This is a genomic window from Brumimicrobium sp. (assembly GCF_048268645.1).
GTDB lineage: Bacteria > Bacteroidota > Bacteroidia > Flavobacteriales_D > Crocinitomicaceae > Brumimicrobium > Brumimicrobium ulvae.
In genome coordinates this window covers 147,083-173,833 of the sequence record NZ_JBLWVE010000003.1, presented here as the reverse complement: position 1 = coordinate 173,833, position 26,751 = coordinate 147,083, and the positions used below count along the sequence as shown (strand labels likewise).

The 26,751-nt window shown below is 36.1% G+C and carries 19 protein-coding genes; 5 read left to right on the top strand and 14 right to left on the bottom strand.

Annotated elements, in window-relative coordinates; translation table 11 throughout:
* Window positions 1–30: 30 nt before the first annotated feature.
* A complete protein-coding gene (locus ACN0U3_RS04810; RefSeq protein ID WP_417265351.1) occupies window positions 31–2,565 on the bottom strand; it encodes a DNA translocase FtsK 4TM domain-containing protein in 2,535 nt (844 codons plus the stop codon).
* A 148-nt stretch (window positions 2,566–2,713) separates the two neighbouring features.
* Complete coding sequence (locus ACN0U3_RS04805) at window positions 2,714–3,349, bottom strand: hypothetical protein (RefSeq protein ID WP_417265350.1); 636 nt, start codon at window positions 3,347–3,349, stop codon at window positions 2,714–2,716.
* A gap of 158 nt (window positions 3,350–3,507) precedes the next feature.
* Between ACN0U3_RS04805 and ACN0U3_RS04800 the strand changes: the two genes are divergently transcribed.
* The 4 genes from ACN0U3_RS04800 to lon all read left to right on the top strand — a co-directional run bounded on the left by ACN0U3_RS04800 (window position 3,508) and on the right by lon (window position 10,180).
* Window positions 3,508–4,467 carry an arginase gene (locus ACN0U3_RS04800; RefSeq protein ID WP_417265349.1) on the top strand — a complete coding sequence of 320 codons (960 nt, stop codon included), beginning with the start codon at window positions 3,508–3,510 and terminating at the stop codon, window positions 4,465–4,467.
* A 12-nt stretch (window positions 4,468–4,479) separates the two neighbouring features.
* Complete coding sequence (argS, locus tag ACN0U3_RS04795; protein ID WP_417265348.1) at window positions 4,480–6,384, top strand: arginine--tRNA ligase; 1,905 nt, start codon at window positions 4,480–4,482, stop codon at window positions 6,382–6,384.
* A gap of 10 nt (window positions 6,385–6,394) precedes the next feature.
* Window positions 6,395–7,549, top strand: a complete 1,155-nt coding sequence (locus ACN0U3_RS04790; RefSeq protein WP_417265347.1) for a putative sugar nucleotidyl transferase — start codon at window positions 6,395–6,397, stop codon at window positions 7,547–7,549.
* A 183-nt stretch (window positions 7,550–7,732) separates the two neighbouring features.
* Window positions 7,733–10,180 (top strand): endopeptidase La, encoded by a 2,448-nt coding sequence (gene lon, locus ACN0U3_RS04785; RefSeq protein WP_417265346.1) that lies wholly within the window; start codon window positions 7,733–7,735, stop codon window positions 10,178–10,180.
* A 143-nt stretch (window positions 10,181–10,323) separates the two neighbouring features.
* Here lon and ACN0U3_RS04780 read toward each other — a convergent pair whose 3' ends face one another.
* The 9 genes from ACN0U3_RS04780 to ACN0U3_RS04740 form a co-directional block, all read right to left on the bottom strand.
* Window positions 10,324–11,523, bottom strand: a complete 1,200-nt coding sequence (locus ACN0U3_RS04780) for a class I SAM-dependent rRNA methyltransferase (RefSeq protein WP_417265345.1) — start codon at window positions 11,521–11,523, stop codon at window positions 10,324–10,326.
* A 168-nt stretch (window positions 11,524–11,691) separates the two neighbouring features.
* Window positions 11,692–12,624 (bottom strand): tetratricopeptide repeat protein, encoded by a 933-nt coding sequence (locus ACN0U3_RS04775; protein WP_417265344.1) that lies wholly within the window; start codon window positions 12,622–12,624, stop codon window positions 11,692–11,694.
* Between the two features lie 91 nt (window positions 12,625–12,715).
* The gene (locus ACN0U3_RS04770; RefSeq protein WP_417265343.1) at window positions 12,716–13,201 is read right to left on the bottom strand and encodes a hypothetical protein; all 486 of its coding nucleotides are present in this window, start codon (window positions 13,199–13,201) and stop codon (window positions 12,716–12,718) included.
* A gap of 178 nt (window positions 13,202–13,379) precedes the next feature.
* Window positions 13,380–14,315 carry a T9SS type A sorting domain-containing protein gene (locus tag ACN0U3_RS04765; RefSeq protein ID WP_417265342.1) on the bottom strand — a complete coding sequence of 312 codons (936 nt, stop codon included), beginning with the start codon at window positions 14,313–14,315 and terminating at the stop codon, window positions 13,380–13,382.
* Window positions 14,316–14,477: 162 nt separating this feature from the next.
* On the bottom strand, window positions 14,478–15,194 hold the full coding sequence (locus ACN0U3_RS04760) for a DUF3667 domain-containing protein (RefSeq protein ID WP_417265341.1): 717 nt from the start codon (window positions 15,192–15,194) through the stop codon (window positions 14,478–14,480).
* Window positions 15,195–15,289: 95 nt separating this feature from the next.
* A complete protein-coding gene (locus ACN0U3_RS04755) occupies window positions 15,290–17,704 on the bottom strand; it encodes a S9 family peptidase (RefSeq protein ID WP_417265340.1) in 2,415 nt (804 codons plus the stop codon).
* 194 nt (window positions 17,705–17,898) lie between these two features.
* A complete protein-coding gene (locus ACN0U3_RS04750; protein ID WP_299201612.1) occupies window positions 17,899–18,282 on the bottom strand; it encodes a DUF3037 domain-containing protein in 384 nt (127 codons plus the stop codon).
* Window positions 18,272–19,051, bottom strand: coding sequence for a HipA family kinase (locus tag ACN0U3_RS04745; protein WP_299201615.1), 780 nt, complete (start codon window positions 19,049–19,051; stop codon window positions 18,272–18,274). The genes ACN0U3_RS04750 and ACN0U3_RS04745 overlap by 11 nt, the downstream gene beginning before the upstream one ends.
* Before the next feature lie 323 nt (window positions 19,052–19,374).
* Entirely contained in the window at window positions 19,375–20,472 is a 1,098-nt protein-coding gene (locus tag ACN0U3_RS04740) for a GTPase (protein ID WP_417265339.1), read from the bottom strand.
* Window positions 20,473–20,732: 260 nt separating this feature from the next.
* On the opposite strand from ACN0U3_RS04740, the gene ACN0U3_RS04735 reads away from it, so the two are divergent.
* On the top strand, window positions 20,733–22,388 hold the full coding sequence (locus ACN0U3_RS04735) for an ABC1 kinase family protein (protein WP_417265338.1): 1,656 nt from the start codon (window positions 20,733–20,735) through the stop codon (window positions 22,386–22,388).
* A 159-nt stretch (window positions 22,389–22,547) separates the two neighbouring features.
* Here the strand turns inward: ACN0U3_RS04735 and ACN0U3_RS04730 are convergent, their stop codons facing one another.
* From ACN0U3_RS04730 to ACN0U3_RS04720, 3 genes are all read right to left on the bottom strand, one after another.
* Window positions 22,548–23,078 carry a GNAT family N-acetyltransferase gene (locus ACN0U3_RS04730; protein ID WP_417265337.1) on the bottom strand — a complete coding sequence of 177 codons (531 nt, stop codon included), beginning with the start codon at window positions 23,076–23,078 and terminating at the stop codon, window positions 22,548–22,550.
* Between the two features lie 48 nt (window positions 23,079–23,126).
* Window positions 23,127–24,974, bottom strand: coding sequence for a cystathionine beta-synthase (locus tag ACN0U3_RS04725; protein WP_417265336.1), 1,848 nt, complete (start codon window positions 24,972–24,974; stop codon window positions 23,127–23,129).
* Between the two features lie 272 nt (window positions 24,975–25,246).
* Window positions 25,247–26,728 carry a hypothetical protein gene (locus ACN0U3_RS04720; protein ID WP_417265335.1) on the bottom strand — a complete coding sequence of 494 codons (1,482 nt, stop codon included), beginning with the start codon at window positions 26,726–26,728 and terminating at the stop codon, window positions 25,247–25,249.
* Between the last annotated feature and the right edge of the window lie 23 nt (window positions 26,729–26,751).

Genomic DNA, 26,751 nt, shown 5'->3' with positions numbered 1-26,751 from the left:
ACAGTAAATTTGTGGGTGACAAAATTGAATTTATTTTAATCCTTTGATTTCTAGATGTTCGTTTAGGGCTTCCTCTGTAGGGATGAGTACATCACGTGCTTTACTTCCTTGGAATGGACCTATTATTCCATGTGCTTCTAATTGGTCTACAATTCGTCCTGCACGATTATAACCGAGTTTTAACTTTCGTTGAAGTAAACTAGCTGAACCTTGTTGATGTAGAACGATGACATGAGCGGCCTCTACAAACTTATCGTCTAAATCGTCATCTACATCTACGCCACCTCCTTCACTTCCTTCACCTATGTATTCTGGGAGCGCAAGTGCTTCAGGGTAACCCCTTTGATTTCCAATAAAGTCACAGATGGCTTCCACCTCGGGGGTGTCTACAAAACCACATTGTAAACGGATCACATCATTACCTGTTGAAATTAACATATCCCCTTTACCGATCAATTGGTCTGCTCCTGATGAATCTAAGATGGTACGCGAGTCAATTTTAGAAAGTACTCTAAACGCTATTCGTGCTGGGAAGTTGGCTTTAATCATACCGGTAATCACATTAACAGAAGGGCGTTGAGTAGCTACAATTAAATGAATTCCAATAGCACGGGCAAGCTGAGCAAGACGAGCAATGGGGTGTTCTACTTCTTTTCCTGCGGTCATAATTAAATCGGCAAATTCATCAATTAACACGACTATGTATGGCATGTAGCGGTGACCTTTTTCTGGATTTAATTTCCGAGCAACAAATTTATCATTGTATTCTTTAATGTTACGCGTTTGAGCATCTTTCAATAGGTCGTAACGCTCATCCATTTCGATACACAATGAATTTAAGGTGTTTACAACCTTAGAGGTATCTGTAATAATAGCTTCTTCTTCATCTGGAAGTTTAGCCAAAAAATGACGTTCTATTTTATTGAATAAAGTCAGCTCAACCTTCTTTGGGTCAATCAAAACAAATTTAACTTGAGAAGGATGTTTCTTGTATAATAAAGAAACCAGAATAGCATTTAACCCAACGGATTTACCTTGACCAGTAGCTCCAGCAACTAATAAATGGGGCATTTTAACCAAGTCAAAAGCAAAGGTTTCGTTGGTGATGGTTTTCCCTAGCACAACTGGGAGTTCAAAGTTGGAGTTCTGAAATTTCTCTGAGGCTATCAATGATCGCATGCTTACAATTTCAGGGGAACTGTTAGGAACTTCAATTCCAATCGTTCCTTTTCCCGGAATAGGTGCAATTATACGAATCCCCAATGCGGCTAAACTTAAGGCGATATCATCCTCTAAGTTTTTAATTTTTGAAATTCTAACTCCTGGTGCAGGTACAATTTCATAAAGCGTTACTGTTGGACCTATAGTGGCTTTGATTTTTGAAATATCAATTTTATAATGCGCTAGAGTAGTAACAATATTGTCTTTGTTTTGCTCTAGTTCCTCTTTCGAAACCCCACCTTTATTGCTTTCAAATTTTCTCAATAAATCAATAGGAGGAAGGGTGTAGCTAGATAAGTCAAGCTTTGGATCGTAAGGACCAAAATCTTCAAGTTTTTTGTTCAAATCTGATGCAGTTAATTCTTTTTCTTGTTTTGCAACTTCAACAGAGAACTCTCCACTATCATCGTTTGTTGTTTCTTCGGGTTTTACAAGTTCTACTTCAGCAGTTTCTTTTTTGGTAACGACCTCAAAATCATCATCTGATTCAGCTTCTTGTTCTTCCTCCAGAAGAGTATCTGGTTCTTCATCAGTTTTTTCATGATCATCCTTGAAGATAACTTCAAAGTCCTCCTCTTCTTCACTATCTTCCTCTTCATCAATCTGCTCACCCTCTTCTAGTTCCTCTTCTTGGTTCACAGTGGCGAAAGCGTTTCCACCTTCATCTTCAGCAGAAGATTTCTTTATTTTGTTTGGTAGGTACTGCTGAGCTAAAGCTTTAAAATCAGGATTGAACAAGGCAACTATCGCAACAAATAGGAGTACAAGAACTAACAAAACAGCACCAAACATTCCCAATACGGAACTTAACCATTGATTGGTAGCGTACCCAAAGGTTCCACCTAAATAGTTAATTTGAGATGACATTAATCCCAAAAAGATCGAAAACCAAATAACACCAATAAAAGTAACTAAGTAGGTTTTTCGCAATGGAACAAGTTTGATGTTGAGGAGCAATCGAACTCCAGTCACTAGCATTAAAAAACTAAAGGCGAAAGAGGCAATACCAAACCATCTGTACATAAACAAGTGTGCTGTCCAAGCGCCAAATTTACCCAGCCAGTTTTTGACTTCGACATCAGATTCTCCAAAAATAAATTCGAAGAAACTTGTTGAAACAATTAAGTCTTGGTCTGCTTTCCAACTAAAAAGGTAAGAAGTAAATGCAATAAATAAGTATACAGAAAGTAGCAGGAGTATAGCACCACTGATTGACTTTGCTTTACGGCGGTCAATTTTGGAGTATAATGAAGAGAAAGAAGTTTTTTTTGAGGACTTTTTACTTGCCTCCTTCTTATTCTTTTTCTGTTTGTCTTTTTGTTTTAATACGTTTCCTCTGGCCATTCTAGTTGCTGAACATTTATTTTACGAATATAAGGAATGAAATCGTTAGTTCTGAACCAATTTTAGAAGGCTATTCACATTAGGTTGTTAGTAGATGAACTTAGTATGTCTTATGGTCTATCCCCCCTTATAAGTACATCTTTTTTAACTATTGTTCTTGCAGAAGTTCAATGAATTCATCTAGTGTGATGATCTTATGGTCGGATGGAATGCCGAACAAATCAATGTTTAATGGGCGTTCTTCAAAAGTAATTAATCGATAACTGATCCACATGTCGTTTGAATAAATTGAGTACTTGACGGGAAGTCCTGGAATGCCTTTTAGAGCAGTTGAATACTTCGAGGAGATTTCAGGCGCATAATTCATTATTATAGTAGTGTCGATATGCGTGTCTGTAACTTTTATGTTTTTCGCTTTGATCCCTGCAAAGTTTTTCTTTCCCGATTTCTTCTCGAAAATATAGCGATTGCTATCTTCTAAGGTGTCTGGAATGGTTTGAATGGCTACTTTTTGCATGCCTAAATCCATGAGGATGTAAGCCCTGTTTTTGGGAATATGTTTAATGTAGATTTGTTTTCCAATAGGAGTGTAACTATCAATTCTCAACATAGAGTCTTTGGCGTAAACCACTTGATAATTAATACTGTCCTTTTCATCAGGAATATTTCCAGGAGATTCAATTGAATAAATAAGCTTCCCTTCAAAATGTTCAGAAACAGTTTGCTGAAGAGAACAACTTAAAAGTATTAACGTTATACCAAAAAATAATATTCCTCTTTTCATTCGTCTACATTGTTTATTTATAATTGCGAAATTAAAACAAAATTCGGCTGAATTCTATTTCTTTTCAGAGTTCTTCTTTTCCTGCAGGAGAAATGTAGGCTTATTATGTATGATTTTTTTACCTTTGCATCAATTGAAACGCAGTAAAAATTACAGTAATGTCAAAATCTATAGCATATATTATTAATGATTCGGAAATTTCAGCTGGAACACGTGGAGCAAGTCTTGGACCTGGAGCAATGCGTGTTGCGGATGATAACTCAGGAAATTTTTTGTTTTCTAAGTATCCTATTCATTATGTTCAAACAATGAACCATTTACTAGACCGGCCTTCTCCTTATAAATATGGGAAAAGAGCGGATGGATTAGCAACTGTATATAAAAACGTGGCTGACCTCGTGAGTAGAGAACGAAATAAAAATGATTTTATCGTTGTTGTTGCTGGAGACCATGGTTCAGCTGGAGGGACAATTGCTGGGTTGAAAGTAGCTAATCCACAAAATAGATTAGGAGTACTTTGGATTGATGCGCATGGAGATCTACACACTCCGTATACTACGCCTTCTGGGAATATGCATGGAATGCCTTTGGCTACTGCCTTAAACGAAGATAATTTAGAGTCAAAACAAAATGACCCGCATGCCGATACTGTTAAGTTCTGGAATGAAATGAAAAACACAGGCGGAATTGCACCAAAAATTGATGCCAAAGATCTTGGGTTTATTGGGTTGAGAGACTTAGAGACTCCAGAGGTGGAATTGATGGAGCGCAAAGGGATTAAAAATATTTCTGTTGACGAATTGCGTGAAGTTGGTGTTCAAAAGATCATTGAACGACTAGAAGAAAAATACGCAGACTGTGATGAGATTTATGTTTCTTTTGATGTTGATTCAATGGATCCAGATATTGTTTCTCACGGAACAGGAACTCCAGTTCCACACGGACTTACACCAAAAGAGGCAAGTGAACTACTGAGGTATTATGCTGGACACCCAAAGGTGAAATGTATCGAGTTTGTTGAAGTCAATCCATGCTTGGATGAGAAAACAAATCACATGGCCGAAGTAGCTTATTATTTGATGAAAGAAGTAGTTGAAGTTGCTGAAAAGAAAGCATAGATAAAATTGAAAATGGAAAACAAAATTAAAGCATTATTGCTTGAAAATAGTCTGTCGGTTTTTGGAGTGAAAATTGACGAGAAATTGATTCAATTTCAAAAGACAAGAAAAGATGTAAATGGAGACATGACTTTGGTTGTTTTTCCTTTTGTAAAAGTATTAAAGTCTTCCCCTGCTATTGTAGGTGAAGACATAGGACGTTTTTTAAAAGAAAAACTTGAAGAGGTTGAAAGTTACAATATTGTAAGTGGATTTTTAAACATCACCTTAACCAATAAGTATTGGCAAAACATTCTTCTTGAAATGTCAAAAGACGAAATGTTTGGTTGTTCATCTGAGTTGTCAGGCCAAATGTATATGGTCGAATATTCTTCTCCAAATACGAACAAACCATTGCATTTAGGACACATGAGAAATATCTTTTTGGGATATAGTGTTTCCGAAATATTAAAAGCGAATGGACATGAAGTGGTGAAGACACAGATCATCAACGATCGTGGGATTCATATCTGTAAAAGTATGGTGGCTTGGGAACAGTTTGCAAGCAAAGATGCAAATGGTAACAGAGAAACACCTGATTCTACAGGAATGAAAGGAGACCATTTTGTAGGGAAATACTATATTGAATTTGATCAGCAAGTTACAAAACAAGGATTTGAATTGGCAACTTCTTGGAAAGAAAGTAACTATGCAGAGAGTATTATTTCAGAAGAGGCAAAAGAAAAACTTCCAGGGTTATTTACAGCTTATTCTAATGCAGAGGACGACAAAAAGAAAACTTCAATTTATCGAAAAATTGCCGCTTTTGCAGTTCCGTTTGCGCAATTAACCCAAGACGCAAAAGAAATGTTGGTGAAATGGGAAGCCAACGAACCAGAAGCATATTCCCTTTGGGAAACAATGAATAACTGGGTGTATAAAGGTTTTGACAAAACCTATGAGCGAATGGAAGTTGATTTTGATAAAATCTATTACGAATCGAAAACTTATTTAACCGGTCGTGACCTTGTAAAAGATGGACTAGAAAAAGGTGTTTTTTATAAAAAAGAGGATGGCTCTGTTTGGGTAGATTTAACCGACGAAGGATTAGACGAAAAGTTAGTTTTACGTGCAGACGGAACAGCTGTTTACATGACACAGGATATAGGAACGGCGATTCAGCGTTTTAAAGACTTCCCAAATCTAAACGGTGTGATCTATACCGTAGGTAACGAGCAAGATTATCACTTTCAAGTGTTGTTTTTGATTTTGAAAAAACTGGGCTACGATTGGGCCAAAAACTGTTACCATTTATCTTATGGAATGGTGGATTTACCGGATGGTAAAATGAAATCTCGTGAAGGTAGAGTAGTCGACGCTGATGATTTGATGGAAGAGGTAGTCCAAATGGCCAAGGACAGTACGCAAGAACGTGGACACATTGAGGGGATGAGTGAAATAGAACGTGAAAACCTTTACGAAACCATCGGAATGGGCGGATTAAAATACTATCTGCTTAAAGTTGATCCACAAAAAAGAATGAAGTTTAATCCCGATGAGTCTATTGAGTTGAATGGAAATACTGGACCTTTTATTCAATATGCCTATGCGCGTATCAACTCTTTGATGACTAAGGTTGAGTTGGTGAATCCAGAAACCGAAATGGCCATAGACCAAGCTGAAAAAGATTTGATTAAACAATTGAATGAATTCCCATTGGTAATAAAGGAGGCGGGAACAAATTTTAGTCCTGCATTAATTGCTAATTATACCTTTGAATTGGTGAAAAATTACAATTCTTTTTATCAAGCATTTAGTGTGATGAAAGAAGAAAATATTGCACTGAAAAACGCAAGAATATTAATCAGTCAAAATACTGGAAAAGTAATTCATACAGCAATGCGACTTTTAGGAATTCACGTACCTAATAGAATGTAAAAAGAAGACCATGAACATCATCCTACACGATTTATCAAATCATTTGATTTTTGCACCATTGACATTGACCCGGCCTGTTGGAAATCTTCGATCAGGAATGTGGACCAATGATGAACGCTGGCGTTTTTATCTTCCAGAAGCTACGGTTTCCTTTCAAACAGAGGAATATTTGGTAGATAAATTCCCAATGCATCAAACAGATGATAATGTGTGGGTGAATGCTACTGTGATTCCAAACGTAGAACTTGTAAAGCTTGTTCAGGAATTGCAAGTAGATGAATCTTTGTATGTCAATGGCGTGTTTGTTGCCCAGCGTGGAGCAACATTTTCTCCAAAGGAAAGCAATTCTCATCAACTTGAAGAATTCTTAGTTTTAGAACATCGTTGGGATTTATACCAAAAAAACGATTCCATTTTAGCAACAGATTTTGCAGCCTATGTAAAAGGACGAAAAAGCGCTTCACTTTCCAAAACAAATACATTGATTGGTGATGCAAATCAGCTTTTTATCGAAGAAGGAGCAACTGTTGAATGCGCAATATTAAACGTGAAATCAGGACCGATATATGTTGGTAAGAATGCTGAAATAATGGAAGGTAGTGTTGTGCGTGGTGGATTAGCCATGGCTGAAGGCAGTGCCTTAAAATTATCAACAAAGGTATATGGTGCAACTTCTCTCGGACCACATTCTAAAGTTGGTGGAGAGGTGAATAACGTTATTTTCCAAGCCTATTCCAATAAAGGACATGATGGATTTTTAGGTAACTCCTTGATCGGGGAATGGTGTAACCTTGGAGCCGACACCAATTGTTCTAACCTTAAAAATAACTACGGAAATGTAAAAACCTACAGTTATTTAACTGAATCAATGGAGCAAACAGCATTGATGTTTATGGGGGTTACAATGGGAGACCACTCTAAAACAAGTATCAATACCATGCTCAACACCGCAACAGTTGTTGGAGTCTGTGCTAATATTTTTACTTCTGGATTTCCACCCAAATACGTTCCGAATTTTTCTTGGGGTGGGGAACAAAAGTCACCAGTTTATAACTTAGATAGAGCAGTGGATGCTGCCAATCAAATGATGGTGCGAAGAGGTAAACAAATTACAGATGGAGATTTGAGAATATTGCAATTTTTATTTCCAGAAGAAAAGAACTAAATTCAAAACGCTTTTTTTCCTGCGCACACTCAATATAGTGAAATACTGTCAAAGTTGTCAGTGTTTTAAAATGGCATAGGTATTGAACCCTTACGAGCACAGATTAAAGTAGAGAGGTTTTTCAAATTTCTTTACTTAAGAATGAATATTAACTGACAGATTGACGCAAGAGCGTATAAAGATATGACTGACATTTTTGATAAAAATTTATTCGGAATGGGAAGACCTGACGATTCAGATGCAGAGTTTATTCCATTGATTACCCAAGAAGAAGAAGATGACATGCACAATGCAAAGTTTCCTTCTGATATTCCCATCTTACCTTTAAGAAATAATGTTTTATTTCCAGGCGTTGTAATTCCAATTACAGTAGGCAGAGACAAATCTATTGAATTGATTCAGTTTGCCAATCAAAGCGATAAAGTAGTTGGTGTGATATCACAAAAGAATCCAGATGTAGAGAATCCTAAAGGTGAGGACTTACATAAAATAGGGACAGTAGCCACAATTCTGCGAATGCTTAAAATGCCCGATGGAACGTCGACCGTTATTATTCAGGGGAAAAGAAGGTTTGAACTGAAGGAGGTAACCCAAGAGATTCCTTTCCTAAGAGGGAAAATTGAACTTTGTGAAGAAGCAAAAGCGCCAAAGAAAAATAAGGAATTTACAGCGATTATTCAATCAATGAAGGAATTGTCTTTGAAAATTATTAAAGACTCTCCAAACATTCCTTCGGAAGCGCAATTTGCAATTAAGAATATTGATAGTCCAACCTTTCTAATCAATTTCATTTCTTCTAATATGAATGCTGACGTTGCCACAAAGCAAAAGATGCTGAATGAAATGGATTTGAAGAAGCGTGCGATGGCGGTACTTCAACATTTAACTATCGAAGCACAGCAGTTGGAAATGCGCAATGAAATTCAAACCCGTGTAAAGATAGATTTGGATAAGCAACAAAGAGAGTACTTTTTGAATCAACAAATTAAGACCATTCAAGAAGAGCTAGGTGGAAATCCACAAGAACAAGATGTGGAAAGAATGCGCGAACGTGCTAAAAAGAAAAAATGGTCGAAAAAGGTGGATGAAATGTTCCAAAAGGAATTGAATCGTTTACAACGTTCAAATCCGCAAGGTGCAGAGTATACCGTTCAGTTAAATTATCTAGAGCTACTTTTAGACTTGCCATGGGATGAATACACAATAGATAATTTAGACTTGAAACGTGCCGAAAAAGTATTAGAACGGGATCATTATGGATTAGAAAAGGTAAAGAAACGTATTCTCGAGTACTTGGCTGTATTGAAGTTGAAAAAAGATATGAAATCTCCAATCCTTTGCTTCTATGGACCTCCAGGAGTTGGTAAAACATCTTTAGGTAAATCTATAGCTGAAGCATTGGGTAGAAAATATGTTAGAATGTCATTGGGTGGAATTCACGATGAAAGTGAAATTCGTGGGCATAGAAAAACATATATTGGTGCAATGCCAGGACGTGTGATTCAAAACATTAAGAAAGCAGGAACATCAAATCCGGTATTTGTACTGGATGAAATTGATAAGATTTCACGTTCGAACCATGGCGATCCATCAAGTGCAATGTTAGAGGTTTTAGACCCAGAGCAAAATGATGAGTTTTACGATAACTACGTTGAAGCAGAATACGATTTATCAAAAGTATTGTTCATTGCAACAGCAAATGATTTATCAACCATCCAAGGTCCACTAAGAGACCGTATGGAATTGATCGAGGTATCTGGATACACGGTTGAAGAGAAAATTGAAATTGCAAAAAGACACTTGCTCCCAAATCAAATTAAAGAACACGGAATTAAAAAATCAGATATTTCTGTAGGGAAAGCAACTTTAGAAAAACTGATTGAAGAATATACTCATGAATCCGGTGTTCGTGGCTTAGATAAAGCAGTAGCTAAATTGGTTAGAAACCGTGCACGTCAGATTGCAATGGAGGAAGAGTTTAAGAAAACCATTTCAGCTAGTGATTTAGTTGATATCATGGGACCAGGCCGACCAAAAACAAAATATATAAATAACGATGTTGCTGGTGTAGTTACAGGATTAGCATGGACAGCAATGGGGGGAGACATATTATTTATTGAATCTTCATTGTCGAAAGGAAAAGGGAAATTGACGCTAACAGGAAATCTTGGAGACGTAATGAAAGAGTCTGCAACGATTGCCTTACAATTCCTTAAATCACATCATGATTGGGTTGGTTTAGAGGCAGATGTCTTTAATAACTATGATGTGCACATGCACGTTCCAGAAGGAGCAACACCAAAAGACGGACCTTCTGCAGGAATTACTATGTTGACTTCTTTGGCTTCTTTGTTCACACAAAGAAAAGTAAAGAAAAATATTGCTATGACAGGTGAAATTACCCTGCGTGGAGATGTTTTACCGGTAGGAGGAATCAAAGAGAAAATTCTGGCTGCAAAACGTGCCAACATTAAGGAAATTATCTTGTGTGAGAAAAACAAGCAAGATATTGATGAGATTCAAGAAGATTATTTAACAGGTTTGACTTTCCACTATGTGAGTAACATGAGGGAGGTGTTGGATATCGCCTTGACAAAACAAAAAGTTAAAAACGCGATTGAAGTTAAATAATTACGAACGGCTTTAGCCCTCAGCGCAGCTAATTACGAAGGGCTTTTAACCATAGCGTAACTAATTATTTGGAATAGCTATTAATTAAAAAATCCACTTTCTACTGAAGTAGGGAGTGGATTTTTTGTGATTGTTGAAATGTATTAATCCTTCCTATAAAACACCGTCTTCAAATAATTACTCTCGGGAAAGCCGATTGGATGGTCGTCATCATGTAGGGTATAGTGCAGGTATTTCCAGTCATTCATGGGTGTAATTCCTGCATCTTGATGAATCTCTTCGAAAGCTTGAAGAGAAATACGACTGGAACATGAACCTAGAATTAAAGTCCCGTTATTAGTCACCAACTCTCTTCCAAGTCGTGCAAGTCGTTCGTATTGATTTGAAGCGCTATTGACTTCACTGGCTTGTTTGGCAAACGAAGGAGGATCAATAATTACTATGTCAAATTTTTCTTTTTGGTCTATGAGTTCTTCAAGCGCTAAAAACGCATCTGCTGCAATGGGTGTCCATTTCGATTCATCGATCTTGTTTAAAACAATGTTTTCTTTTGCTACATCCATTGCTTGTTGACTAATGTCTACTGAAGTTAAGGATGTTGCGCCACCTTTTAGCGCGTGGATTCCAAATCCACCGACATAACTAAAAACGTCCAACACCTTTTTCCCTTTGGCATTTTCTTGTACCCACAATCGGTTCGGACGTTGATCTAAAAAGAAGCCTGTCTTATGTCCAGATTGTGTGTAAGCGTAATATTTTACTCCATATTCTTCGAATTCTACTTTTTCACTTTCGAGTGCTTGACCAATTACATCACCTTCTTGATAAGGAAAGCTGTTGTTTTGTTGAATTTTTCTACTGAAACGAATCACAATGGTTGCTAGTCCGTAAAGACTTTGAATTTCCTCCATCAATGTTTCCAGATATGGTTTCCAGATATTAGAATAGATTTTCAGCACTCCAACTTTAGCATAAACATCTAAAATTAACCCTGGGAAATGATCATTTTCCCCATGAATTCCTCTATAACCTGTTATTCCTTTATGGATGAGGTTTTGTCTTTTTGAAAAAGCTTCTTTTAATTGCGATTTCCAAAACTCTGTATTCAATTGCAAACGGCTTCCTTGATAAATCACCTTTATGCGGATGATTTCTTCAGGGTCCCACAATCCAAAAGCAATCGGTTTATTGTAACGTTGATCAAAAATAACACACAAACTACCCGCAGGTCTTTTCCCATCAGGAGCTTTTTCAATACTGCTTTCAAATATCCAAGGGTGACCTTGTTTAACTGCTCTTTCTCCAGCTTTATTGAGTTTAATGGCTATTGTGGGGATTTTCATGTCATTCATTTTGGAGTTGCAAAAGTAGTGATAATTGAAGAGAATACCCGTTTAGTATGAGAAGGTCAAGATTGTAAAGGCAAGTTTAACTGAGCCCGTAGACAAGAAGTTACTTTATGCTTTTGTGAGAAACACATATTTAATGATAAATAAAAGTGTGTAAACTACCTACTTACAATGCTTCTCAATTAATTCATTTACTTCGTTTCCATATCGAACAGTAAAGTTGTTATTGAGGGCTAAATGAAGGTCAGCGCAAGCAAGTCTTTCTTTTTTGAGCGCTAAATAAATCAATGCTCGATTTCTATAGGCGTATGGATTAACTGGATAAAGCTCAATAGATAAGTTGATGTCGTCTAAAGCAGCCAGTAAATCGCCTAATTTGAATTTAGCATAGCCTCGGTTGTTAAGTGTATATGGGTCATCTGGCTCCATTTCTAGCACTTTGTTGAAATAATACAAAGCCTTTTCGTATTCTTCAATTTCAAGATGTAAAAAGCCAAGATTTGCTGTCGATGCTATAAACTCAGGGTCTAATTCAATGGCTTTTTCAAGGTGCTTAATAGCTATGTCATTCATTCCCATTTCACTGTAAACACTAGCAATATTGATCAGTAAACCAACATTGTTTGAATCGATTTCAAGGGCTTTTTCTAAGTGAACTTTGGCGCTATCAAATTTTCTGGTGGACATCTGAGCAGCTGCGATATTTAGTCGTGCAGCTACAAATTCTTGATCACTTTCCGCTAAACGAAATTGATTTTTGTAATCTGCTAATGCGGCATCAAATTCGTTAACACTCAGGAGTAAAGATCCTCTGACGTTATAGAGATAAGATGTGTCAGGATACAATTCTATAGCTTTCGAAAGCTGAAGGTAAGAGTGTTGCAAATCACCAAGTTGCTCAGCACTTATTGCTGAATAATACAATAGGTTAATGTCCTCTGGTTCATTTACTAAGTAGTATTCAGTGTATTCATTTAGTGCTTCAAATTGACCTTCATTAAACATGTTTTGCATGGTGTCGTTTCGGGTTTCTTGAGCAAAACCATTGCAGATGAAAAGAAATCCTAAACCAAGTAAAAGTAGTGTTTTTGTCATGTTGTTTTTGTATTATTTAGGTGAATATAAGGTTTTAATGTTCATGAATAATAATATCATCATTCCTTTAAAGCTGAAATGTAGAAAGGGATTAAGCAATGTATCCCAGTTTTTTGATCATGAAATAAGCCGAAATGGCTAATAGTACAGCCACTCTTAAAATAAAGCTTTTGTTGAAAATCTTTAAATTGGGTCGCTTTCTTTTTTCCAACAGCATGTAAATTAAACAAATTGCTAAAGATAAAGTACCTACAGTATTCATAGGTTTATCTCCAGGCCATTCCAAAATAGAAAACAGTATTCCAAGTAATGATACACTACAGCTTATCCCACACAGTTTGTAAAGAAACAAATCAAACATGTTGAGGTCTTCTTCTTCATGTTTTGCAAATGCAGCGATGTAATAAATAGTTGCTGCTGTGGAAAGAACTATGATTGTAATTGGAATACTATATTGAACATTCAAATAGTGTATGAAAACTGAGACGAGAATTAAGAGTATAAGCAAAGGTTCGTGTTCTAATACTTTCTTTTTTATCCAATTACTTATTGCATTCCCTTTGTTGATTTTGTCCATAGTTGTGTGTTTGAAGGTTAAATATATTCTTTTATCCTGAAATCCTTAAAAATATGATCTGAATAAATTTTTGAGGTGTTAAATCTTGAAAGGAATCCCTCGTTTTTAGAATGAATTTAACACAATTTGAACGAACCCAAGTATACAAAAACTAAATGAATTCACTTTTAAATTTCTTCTATAGTTTAACAATCCTTTTGTAGCTGTATTCTTGTTGTTCATTAATGACATGTATGAAATACACTCCTTTTAACATTCTTGAAAGATCAATTTCTGCTTTTTCATTTGTAGAATATTCTTGGATTACAGTTTTTCCTTTTAAATCAGTAATTTTAACTTCATGATTCCCATTAGATTTAAATTCAATTTTTAATACACCATTGACAGGATTGGGATAATGTTTGAAGATTGAACTTGTTTGCTCTTGAATTCCTGCATGGTTTTTTAAATATTCGCAGTCCACTCCGCTAGGATTATACAAGTTGGTGTAGGTATCTTGAAAACATTTAAAGTTATGTGTTTCAAAATCAACAATCATAGTAGAATCATAACAAGCCCTGTCCGTAGGGAATAAATATTGAGCGTCAATTGGACCAATATTTTCGACAACCCAACCTTCAATTCCTTTAGGTGATCCTTCAATCGTGGTCAATCGTATTGCACGTCTGCTGGTTCCATTAATTGTGAGCACATCAGTTTCAATGACTTTTACTTTAGAAACAGAATCACAATTGAAATGAGAGTAGTTGTCATTAATAACCCATTGATCGCCAACGCTTGCTCCAAAATTAAACAAGGTGTAAAAGGTGTCGTTCTCATAATGAAAAACGGTATCTCCTGAAACACTGGTGAAACGTTGAGGATAATCAACAACAGGACCTGCAACAAAAACATTTCCTGGCTGGGGGAAAAATTGATGCTTCTCTGTGATGTATCGTTGACATGTTCTACCTGCTATTATGGTGTCGTTTCCTAAACTCACTTTGTAAAAACCGTAACCTGTCATGTAGTAATCATAGTGCCACACAGCATCATTCTGTACCCAAGATTGAGCCTTTGAAAGTGAAACGCTTAAAAAAGTGAGGATAATCGTAAAAAGTAGCTTGGCTTTCATGATGTTTAATTGAATTCAAATTTAAATTTACACTAATTAACTGTGATTGCTCTGAAATAACCATTTTTTCTATTTCTAAGGACCGTAAAGTTGACCAATATGCTTAACCTTCCTCTTTTGAGCTTTTCTAATCAAGATACTACTTTGTTCATCAATATAAATCTAAAACAACAATGGAAGCAATAATACAAACATTGTAACCCCAAAAAACAATCCGATGAGTAAATACATTAACATAAAGCGGAACATTTTTTTAAAGAATTTTATATGATTAAAGAATTGTGTGTATGTCCAAAAACTAAATCCAATCGGTATAATAAATGATAAGTATTCAATGATGTTGTTTTCAAAAGGGACAAGAAGAAAGAAAGTTTGAATGAGGAGTTTTTGGCCTACAATGTACATGTTTAATACAAAGTGTTCAAAGTAGTTATACTTAAATTTCAAAAAAGCCAAATAAGAAGCCAATGCAAAAAACGGTAAAAATATTAAGGTTGAATAAGTTTCATTTTCTCTTATCCAAACAGTGATACTTTCTAAGTATTTGAAATTTTCACTTTCTCCTTCAAAATATAAATCTAGAACCTCTGGAGTATTGAGTAAATACTTTATTAAGGAATATAGGGCAGAGGTAATCAGAAGAAAAGCTAGGGGTTTGTAGTGGCTCTTTCTTTTGCCCTGCATAAACTCCCTTAAGCTATGGCCTGGTCGCAAAAAGAGTTCTTTTACAGTATACAGAAACCCATGATTAATCTGCAACAAACTATTTGGGATTTCCTCCAAAATATATTTATAGTTTATTTTTCGGACTCTTGCTTCCTGTCCACAATTGGAACAGAAATTCCCTTCCAAATCATGACCACAGTTTTTACAATTCATAGGAGTAGCTCTTTGTTTGATAGTATAGATTCTTTAGTAGTGTTTTTTTAAAATAACCTACTGCGTTTTCTCAGATCACGCAGTAGGTTTTATAACTATTCTTTATTCTTTACATATTTTTCCAACCATTGATCTTGTTCCCACAATAAATGCAGAATACTTTCTTTGGCTTTGTATCCGTGACTTTCTTTGGGTAAAACAACCAACCTCACTGTTGCTCCTAAACCTTTTAAAGCATTAAAATAACGTTCACTTTGCATAGGATATGTCCCTGAATTATTATCTGCTTCTCCATGCACCAATAATAATGGATATTTCATTTTATCGGCATTCATAAAAGGAGACATTTCATTGTAAACTTCAGGAGCTTCCCAATAGTTTCTTTGTTCACTTTGGAATCCAAAAGGAGTTAAAGTTCTGTTATACGCTCCACTTCGTGCAATTCCCGCTGCAAATAAATCAGAGTGAGAAAGTAGGTTGGCCACCATGAATGCACCATAACTGTGTCCACCAACAGCAACTCTATTTCTGTCGATATAACCTAACTCATCCACTGCATCAATGGCTGCTTTACCGTTGGCCACCAATTGCTCGATATAGGTGTCGTTGGGTTCTTCATCACCTTCTCCAACAATAGGGAAAGAAGCGTTATCTAAGACTACATATCCTTTGGTTACCCAATAAATCATAGAACCGTAGTAAGGAAATGTAAATTTGTTTGGATTTTGTGTGTTTTGACCTGCACTTGATTTGTCTTTGTATTCCGTTGGATAAGCCCAAATAATCAAAGGCATTTTTTCTTTGCTTTTCACGTCATATCCAATGGGTAAATACAAAGTACCTGATAGATCCAACCCATCTTCACGCTTGTAATTAATCACCTCTTTGTGCACATTTTGAATACTTTTAAACGGATTTTCAAAGAATGTAATTTGAGTTAATTTGTTGCGCTTGATGTCTCTAAATGAATAGTTCGGATATTCCGTTGGTGATTCAATTCTCACCAAAAGTTGATTGTTTTGAATGTCAAAATCGTTCAAATTCTCGACTTTATCTGTGTACTTCGATTGGTAAACTCTTTTCTTTTTTAAATCATTCAAGTTAATTTGATCTAAGAAAGGAAACTGGCCTTCTTCCGAATGTCCCGCTCCAATTAAGTAGGCGTTTTCACCAGATAAGGCAATCACACTTCTTCCAAATTCATTGCGTTGAGTTACAAAGCTACCAGGATTGCTGTAGACATCTTGATAATTTCTGTCTGAAACAATTCTCGGTGCAACCGAAGCATCTGATGGATTGAAAACATAGGTTTTAGTGTTTCTTGTGTTGATCCAGTAATCACTGGCAATGGCTATAGAATTGTTGGCCCATTGAATAGAGCCCATTCGGTTAATGGTCTTCAGCAGACTTCTTTCATTGCCATTAAAAGGTGCGTCCATTTCGAATACTTCATCTCTAAAGGGGACTTCATTTTCTGGATCTCCGCCATCAAGCGCTTTCGTGAATATCAAAGTAGAAGGTTTGTCGCTTCTCCAAGAAAAATTTCTTTTCCCTGTTCGAACAGCCATAAATCCTTGTGGTAAATCTTCGATTAAAGGAACTTCTAAAACCGTTTGAACTTGTTTTCCGTCTTTGGTATAAATGGTTGTTTTTGAAGGGAACCTGTAGTAAGGAACTAAATAAGAGAATGGTTTTTCAATGGTCTCAACCATAACATAATTACCATCGGGAGAAAAATCAATGGAAGAATACAAGTCACTTGCTAACCATTTTTCTGAACTACCATCTAGGTTTACTTTGTAAAGTGTAGACAGTGCTAACTGTTCAAAGTTATGTTCATCGTTTTTGTTGCTCAATAAATCTTGGTATGTTCTGTTTTGCGCTTTCTTCCCATCGTTTACAGAAATTGTTGGTCCGGTAGGCACTGCAGTTTCGGTGTCGATTAATGCTTGTTTGTTTTCAGAAACGACCTTAACCAATAAAGAATTCCCATCATTAAACCAGTTGATGACATCACCGATGTTTGCATTGATGTTGTCTTCGGTGATCTTTTTTGCAGAAGCAGTAGCTAAATCCATTATCCAAACTTCAACACCGTTTTCTGTCGTGTGGGTGAAGGCTAATTTTTCTTGATTTGGAGACCATCTAAAATTGGTCATCTTTGGAGAATCGGGAAGATTTTTAACTTGAAGAACCTCTGCCTTCTTTTCTTTTAGGTTTTTCACCTGAAGATTGTTGTAGTAATTCACGCGACTTCCGATGTTTGTTTTTGGATCGATACGTAATCCTCCCAAACGCAATTCTTCTTGAGAAAGTTCTTCAATAGACCCATACATGTCTCTTGAAATTAATATCATATAATTTTTACTTTCATCCATGAGGACGCTTGGTGCTAGGGAAACATCGACCAAGTCTAAGATCTCTTGCGAAGGTTTTTGATACGTTAATCCTTCTTGAGCATGCAGCGAAGCGAAGGAAAGTAAAAGTGTTAGGAACGAAAATATTCTCATATCGGTGAATTATTAATTTGTGAAAATTTTAATTGAACTTCTAAAATAGTGATTATTACTTTAAGTTTTAATCGCAAAGAATCATTTAGTCATAAAGTTTCACGAAGGGTAAGCTTTAAAGCATGAAATAAATATTTTGACGCTATCTAAAATCTCTTTTTGTACTTATTAACGGTTCTTTACGAAACCCCGACCTACAATACAAATTGTTCAAATATCGCATCTAACTCCTTTTCGGGGTCATCGCAAATTCCTGTATGGGTCATTGAACTGTGAATAATTGTACTTCGTGTTGCGACAAGCCAACGAAACCGGTCAGGCATATCCATTTCTCCAATTGCACTGCTGTCTGTTCCTCCTTTGCACACTTTTTCCCAAGCTTTTAGATACGCTTCAAGTTCTTCAGTACTGTGTTGGCTGTTAAAAGCTTCAAGTTTTTTTGGATCGATATGGAAACGCATTGCAAGGTACTTTTTAGGTTTAGAATAGAGGATAGCTCCAATATTAAAAAACTCTCCGCGTTCAACAAGTGGTGAAAAACGGATGATGGCGTATTCGTATATAAATTTATCTTGCATCTTGAGCTTCTTTTACCAATTCATCAATCATTCTCAACTTTGCCATCATGTATTCAAGGTATGCTGCGCGTTTTTCATCTGGACTTAAAGGATCATGCTCATCTGTCAACCATTCTTCTGGAATTACTGCAATGATTCCTTTAATAAGATCTTTGTTCAATGCGTTTTTAATTTCCTCAGCGGCTTGTTCTAGCTCAGTCGCTTTATCCAATAAAACATGGTTTTTTATCATTGGAAAAGTCCGTGTCAAGTGTTGACGCCAATTGTTCCAGTTGTGGTGAAAGTAAAAACTTGCTCCGTTATCAATAATCCACAGTTCTTTTTGCCACATCAATAAATTTGGATTCTTCGTTGTTCGGTCAATGTTTGAAATCAAGCTGTCTAAAACTACAATTTTGGAACATGTCAACGCTGGAGCTTCAGATACAAGAGGATCGTAAGTAATTGCGGAAGACAAAAAGTGCAATCCTAAATTAAGACCAACACTAAATTTGAGCAAATCTTGAACTTCCTCATCAGGTTCCATTCTAGAGAAAGTATCCCCGAGATTCATAAACACCAATTCGGGCATTTTAAGTCCAATGGCACGCGCTATTTCTCCTCCCAGAAATTCAGCAATTAGGGCTTTTTTACCTTGACCAGCTCCTCTAAACTTTATGATGTAAAGGAAGCCATCATCGGCTTTTACAATACCCGGCATTGAACCTCCTTCTCGCAAAGGACTTATGTATTGTACAACATCTACTGTGCGTATATCAATTGTGTGCATAAATGATCTTCTTTTGAAATATTGATTTATCTCGTTTTAGTCCGAAAACTAGAACAGCATAAATACATTTTTATATTTGACTAAGATAATGAAAATGTAGTTTTACGAGTTACAATTAAAATTCTCTTATTGCATTCCTTAGCGGTTCTTTGCGAATCTCAGCGAAATTCTTCCTTATTTTCTTTTGAAATATCGATTTATCTCATTTCGGTCTGAAAACTAAAGCAGCATAAATACATTATTATAAATTTGGGACAAAATCTCACGGGTTTAGCTTAGCTACCGCTTAATGGTCTATCTACAAGAGAATTCTGTTTATTGTTTTAAGCCTGCTTAATCGCTTCGTAAGTTTCTACTGCAATTTTTTCTGCATCATTAATCATGTCGCTGCCTATCCAAGAAGTCATTTTAAAACCTATTCCTGCAGCGATGGCTTGACCAACAAAGGGAACCCATTTTGATGCTGTTTTGGTAATCACCGACGAACTTACTTTCTTTAGCAGAAGAATAATGGCTTCTTTTCCGCCGTACTTCGAGGTGTATTGTAGGGCTTTTGATGCAATAAATTTTGCACTTTTCTTATCTAAAAACTGAATGTTGAACTCTTGCTGTTCTTCGTTTAAACCGTAAATGGTCTGGACTTCCTTGGACATTTTAACCAATAGCGCCACATCTAAACTAATGTCTAAACCGATGATTGGATTCAAGCCATTCGCAGCGGCTAATGCGGAATGTCTAACCACTATTTTTTTTGCAATAATTCTTTTTTCTTTAAGAATGTTCTCGCTGGTGATGTTGATGTCGGCAATGAATCGTTCCTTTTTAAAGTCATTTAGAGAAAAAAAAATATCCTCCAGCAATTTACTGAAGTCGTATTCTTTTGGATGGTCTGCAGAAGTGAGGTAGACGCCTTTAACTTTTAATCCATTCAGATTTTCAATAAGGTTATTGTACACCTTTGCATAGGTCTCTTCGGCAGAAATGCCTCTTTTCATACCCCTTTCTATAGAAAAGTCAATTTTCGTGCGGACAATAAAAACCGGGATTTTTATCTTAATTAATTCTTGAATCAAATACAAGTCATCTTCAAAGAATCGATCAGCGGTGACTAAAATGACACAATCAAATTCATTGACCTTGAATTCCTTAATGTAATCTTCTCTTGGAAAGTTAGATGTTGAACAACCAGGCAAATCGTAAAACCAAAGTCCATTGCTTTCAATCGGTTCTTTCACATTCATGGTAGTTTCGATTTCTCCAACCTCAGCAATGTGTTCGCCAGCAATTGTGTTAATCAAAGACGATTTCCCTGTTCCACTGCGACCAATAATCCCACATTTTATTTTGGCATTTTTGTAACTTTCTAAATCTTTTTCAAATTTATTTAGAATGTCAGTAGGATTTGTTTTCTTGGTTTTCATGCCATAAAAATATAAAGGTTTTTGGTTTTAAAAAAGTCAATTTAGTTAAACTCGATGAATAACTAAAAGCTTCTCTCGAATAAAAAAAGCTTGGGGTGATTTTGTGTTAGTTATTGTGTTTTTAAGACCTTTGTTCTTGAATACCAATGTTTTGGAGAAATTACATTTATTTACTAGAGGCATAATTTCACTTCTTAAATATTCATAAAATCGCTTAAAATTTAAAGGTTTTCCTTAGTTTTAATAAAAAACAATGCACTATGGGACTCCTTCCGGATCAATACGATAAATATCTTCGCTTTTTTAAGTTCATGCTGAAGTATTGGAACAGTGATGTTTTTTCATACTCTGAAGATGGAATTAATGTAATTAATTCAGACGATGTAGACAGTAAATTTGATCATACTCCAGAAGAATTAACAGAAGACTTGAAGAAAATGGGTCCTACTTATGTGAAGTTAGGTCAACTTTTATCAACCCGTCCAGATTTATTGCCTTCTCATTTTATGGAAGCTCTAGCTACTTTACAAGATGATGTCGATGAGGTGGAATACGAGGTGGTTGAAGAGATTTTTAAAGAAGAAATTGGTTTGCGTATTTCTAAGGCTTTTTTGTCCTTTGATAAAATCCCATTGGCCAGTGCATCTATTGGTCAAGTGCATAAAGCCATAACTCATGATGGTCAAATTGTAGCAGTAAAAATTCAACGTCCAGGAATACGAAAACGTTTTATCGAAGATTTAGACACCTTAATGTCATTAGCTGAAAAAGCTGAAAAAATAAGTGAAGTGGCAAGGAGCTATAGCCTGCATAGTGTAATTGAAGAGTTGCGCTATATTCTTTTAAAGGAATTAGATTACAACTTAGAAGCGCAAAATCTTACGCGGCTAAAAACGAACTTGAAAGATTTTCAACATTTATTTATTCCAGCCCCCGTTATGGATTACTGCTCTTCAAGGGTGCTCACAATGGAATTTGTTGAAGGAAGTAAGGTGACTAAAATTTCCCCTTTAAAATCGATGGGGCTTGATATGGAACCGTTAATTGATGATTTAATCAAAGGGTATTTAAAGCAAATTATTGTGGATGGATTTGCACATGCTGACCCACATCCTGGGAATGTTTACCTCACACCAAACCATCAGATTGCTCTAATGGACGCAGGGATGGTAGCTAAGTTCAGCAATGAAATGCAAGAAACAATTTTAAAGTTGATGATTGGCTTAAGTAATTATGATGGTGCCCGTGTGTCAGAACTTTTGCTTTCCATAAGTGAGTATGATGAAAAAGACGTTGATCTGCCTCTCTTTAGAAAAAATATTGCTAGAAAAATTCAAGAAAGTGAAAACCAAATCGCTAAAGACCTAAAAACTGGAAGAACCCTGATTGAAATTAATCAAATGGCAGCAAAGCAGAACATACATATTCCTGTGAATTTAAATGTGTTGGGAAAGATTTTATTAAATATGGATCAAATCGTTGCGACCCTGACTCCTGAATATGATATGCAGAAAACTGTGAAAGAGTACGTGAAATATTTGATGCAAAAAAAAGTCAAAGACAATATCAAGCCGGGAAATCTGATGGAGCTATTTTTAGAAATGAAAGATTTAACAGAAAATCTTCCTTTTCGCTTGAATAAATTTTCAGAAAATTTAGCGGAAAATAAAATCCGGGTTAAGGTGGATACAATTGACGAGGAGAGATTTACCGATGCTTTTCAAAAAGTGGCCAACCGAATTACGGCTGGATTAATTATCGCTGCGCTGATAATGGGAGCTGCGCTAATGGCGCGTATCCCTAGTTCATGGACAATTGGAGGTTATCCCGCTTTTGCTTTCTTGCTTTTTGTATTTGCAGCTTTAATTGGATTATACTTACTCTACCAAATTCTATTTAAAGACAAAAAACAATGATGCTGCGTTTTCGTTAGCATGGGAGCGCAATTGACTCGATTAGGGTTGCAAGTGTTAAAATCAGAATCAAATGGGCTTTCTTTCTTAGCCTTAACCACTTACGGAAAACCGGAATTGTTCCAATTCTATTATAGTGTATAAAATATCCTGAGAGTAAGGTTATAAAAAATCTAGCTTATTCAAGGCAAACCATTTGTACTGCTTTCCTTCAAAGTTGATAAGCTCCAAACACCTCATGCCGATTTTCTCAAGCACCCTGTGAGATGCAAAATGTTCTTCTTCTGCCATTGCATAAATAGTGTCGATATTGAGTTCCGAAAAACCATAAGCCAAAATGGCTTTCGCTGCTTCTGTTGCGATCCCTTGTCCCCAAATACGCGGATGAAGTCGGTACCCTAAATCGTAATAATTACTGATCTTGTTGGTTTCATCGCAAATAAATTTTAAACCTGCCCAACCAAGGAATGCATTGCTTTGCTTATCTATAATTGCCCATCGCCCAACACCATGCGTTTTATATTGCGCTATTTTATCCTCAATGGATTGAATGGCATCGAGTTTACTTGTTGCAGGCCGATTCCCAATGAATTTATGAACCTCTGGGTCTGAATCAAGTGCAAACACAGCGTCAAGGTCAGAAGGCACAAGCTCCCTTAAAATTAAACGATCTGTTTGAAGTATGATTTTCATTGGATGAATATGAAAAAGGGAGGTTTTTCTACCTCCCTTCGTTTTTATTTAGATGCTGTTTACAAAATCAGTAAATACTTTTTTATGTAATTCAAGGTCCATTTTTCCAGATAGTGAAGCACGGACAATGTAGTCTTTGTCACCTTCTTTTGTTGTTCCCTGTGTAGATGTTGCAGGAATAGTCCAATAGCAGCCTTTCAATTGACCATAGCTCACACAAAACTTACTTTCGTTTGGAATTTCTGTAATCATTAAATTAATGAGCTTTAAATTCAATGCCCTTTTATAAGTTTCTCTTTCTTCATCTGTATCTCCCTTAGTTGGAAGGTCAAGTGAAAAAACCGATGGTGTGAATCCTTGTTCAGCCAATGCCTCAGAAACGAAATTGATTTTTGCTGCAGGCAATACTTCATGAATAAAGTTGACAAACTCACGTGTGTTTTTGTATGCATCAACAATTCTTTGATTCATTGACGGTAATTGTTTGGCCAAGACTTCGTATTGATATGCGGTAGCCTCATTGTCACAAAGGTCTAAGTGTAATTCAATTTTCTCGATAAGCGCATCTGTTAATGGATTACCGACACAGTAACCTGCTGTAACCAATCCTCCACTTGGAAACTTAGAACCACTTGCAAAAGAAATGGTACGCACCGTAGATAGAATTTCACCTTCTCCTAAGAAGTGGACATTAGGACAAAATGTTTGGTCCAATATAAATACCGGGTCTATTGCTTTTGTACCCTTCGTGGTTTTTCTTTCTTTGCTCAAAGCTGCTTTTAAGGCCTGAAGGTCTGGAACTTCAACCCTTGGATTGGTAGGGATTTCTGCAATAATGTAAGGAACTGCGTCCTCATCTGCTATTTTTGTCAATACTTTCTCAATACTTTGAACCATATCATTATCTCCATCCACAGGAAGGTCAACAATATCTACATTGTCTAAGCATGCTGCAACTCTTCGGGCTTGGTCATTCGTACCTCCATAACAGTTAGGCGGAACAATAAACTTGATTCCTTTTCCAGGGTGATTCGACTGCGCATCATGGATCAGTCCCATCATAATTGCATATTGAATGGAGAGTCCACTTGAAGCAACTAGAGCTTTTGAAGTGGTGCCCGTTACTTTGTTGATGGAGTCGACAACACTCGATTTATCGGATTCAAACACGTTTGTATTGATGGGCTCAATTGCTTTGTTTTCTGTGAGTGATTTTAACGCATAATGACAATTTGCAGGAGTCATAGCGATAGTTTCTCTTCTTCTTACATGTTGAATGTCGGCAATGTAACTTTCGTTTTTCTCCCCATTAACCATTAGAATACTTCCTAAGTGAGCATAGTTCTGCACATAGAAATCAATGTTTGGATTGAGTTCGATTGTACTTGTTTTTTCATGCTCTGAAATAAAAACAGTACTTCCTTCGAATGATGTAACGTCATTTACATTTTTAACTTGCTTTAATTCAAATGAATATCCATAAACCTCGCGGATAATTTCAGCATCAAATTGCGCTGGTAATTCTCCGGTATATAAAATCTGTGTTTTTTTCTGGTCAAATAAATTCTTCCTCAATACAGCCAAAACAGGAATCGTTTTTGAATCAAAGGCAATGATGTTTTCAGCTTTTAAATGATGCAGTTTTGCAAGCGTCCATTCTAAAACACTTGACAATGGATGTCCTAATCGTATGTAATCATAAGCCGTTGGTAATTCACTTAATGCCGAAGTTTCGGAATTTTTCTTCTTAAATAAGTCCTCAAATTGCTCCAAAAATTGTGTTTTGGCTAATTCTTCATTGTAAATATCTAATCGATGAGTTGTTGTAGTTAACCAACCTTCTGGCATAGTTTCTAACACATCCTTAATGTAATTCAGTACTTTATTGTCTTCCATTATCTTCACTTTTTCTTGGGAGGCCAATATACATAATTTGATTCGTTTTGAAGGTAGGAAAAGCGAGAACTTGAAAGGAAAGTATAACAAAGTTTATTCTAGCGAAAGCCCCTTCTGAAGTATAATGTTTTATTGGTCTCAAATAGTGTTAAAATTATGTTCTCGGTAGGACTTGGAATTAGTGCATCTCGCTTTGGCTTCTTTTATAACCATAAAATTTTATTTTCATGTGAATCTATGGTGCGTTTAGTCTAAAGTGGGTTCGTTATCAATCATGGTCTAGTTAAATCGAAGTTTCTGTATTCGAGAAATTCTTTGGAGACCGGTGACAAGATGTAATATCTTTTGTTGATTTCACTAAAATCTTTAGAAGGTTTGATTAATCCTTCGTAATAATAACCAACAATACCTGTTTGATTTGGACTGTGGATTTGAGCAGAATCGACCGCAGCGATATATTTAGGGTAACGGTCCACATTAGAAGTATAACGAGCAATGGTTTTTTCATTTGAATAAAAATTGATCTGCCATTGCAGTAAGGCACCTTCACAAAATACATGACTGATTTTCCTTTCCTCCAACTTAGCCACGAGCTGGGTCAGCGAAGCTTTGTCCTCAAAAGCAAAGTTTTTAAAGTCGTAGAGCGAATAAACGCCCATCAATATCCATACACCAAGTATTGTGTTGACAATTGTTTTTCTTTTGATTTGGTCCATGACAAGTGAAAATAAAATTAATGCAAAGCCTGTTAGTGGAAGGAAATATCTTGGACCTAACCATGAAATCAATAAAATATATCCCAGGGAAAAAAGTACGGATATTAAGGAAATAGGGAGCAAAGAATTTGTTTGCTTCTTTTTGTAAATGAAAAATGCGCTGACTAAAATCGCTATGAAAATGGCAGCCATCATTACCATTGATAAAAGTCTTGTAATGAAATTAGGAGTCATGGTATCCCCTAGATAATAAAACCCTGTAAAATGAATGTACATTTTATCGAGTATGGAGATAAAAGACTCAACACTAAGTGTGGGCCATCCCAGTACTTTTGGAGACCAAAAATCAGATAATCCCAATTTAATCATATAAAAACCTATCGCTGTGACTAAAATTCCACCTCCCATTGTTAGGCCATAACGAACGCTTTTCTTTTGGTAAAGGTGATAAGCAATAAAAGGCGCTAATCCAGCCAGCCATAAAGCTTGAGATTGATAAATAATGACGAGCAAAAACCCAATCAGTACCGCACGGGACAATTTTATGGAGGACTTTTCCTGCAACAACAGATAACTTACAATGGAAGACAAAAGAAAAGAAGTCATGTATCCACCTCTTGCTTTCATAGACCAAGCAGCGAAGGAAGGTGAGAAGATAAATAAAAGAGTGATGAGTAAAGGAATCCAAACATTGTACTTGAAGCCTATTGCTTTTAGTGTTTTATAAAAAAATACAACTCCGATTGTCCACATAGAAAGCATGGCTAATTTCACGGCCATTTCTGTTGGTCCTAAAAAGAAATAGAACACCCGAATAAAAAGCACTTCTATAAATGAGAACCCGTAAGATTGACCATAGAAAAAAAAAGGGACTTCCTTCGATTCTAGAAAATGTTTAGCCATTAAGCCAACGATACACTCATCGCCATCAAGAATTAAATGTTCGGAAAAAAGCTGTGGCATTCTTGATACAATGCTGAGCAAAATAATTATGAATATCGCGTATTTAGAAATCCAGTTGATTGAGATCGACTTCATGGGTTCGTTATGAGTAAGTTGCT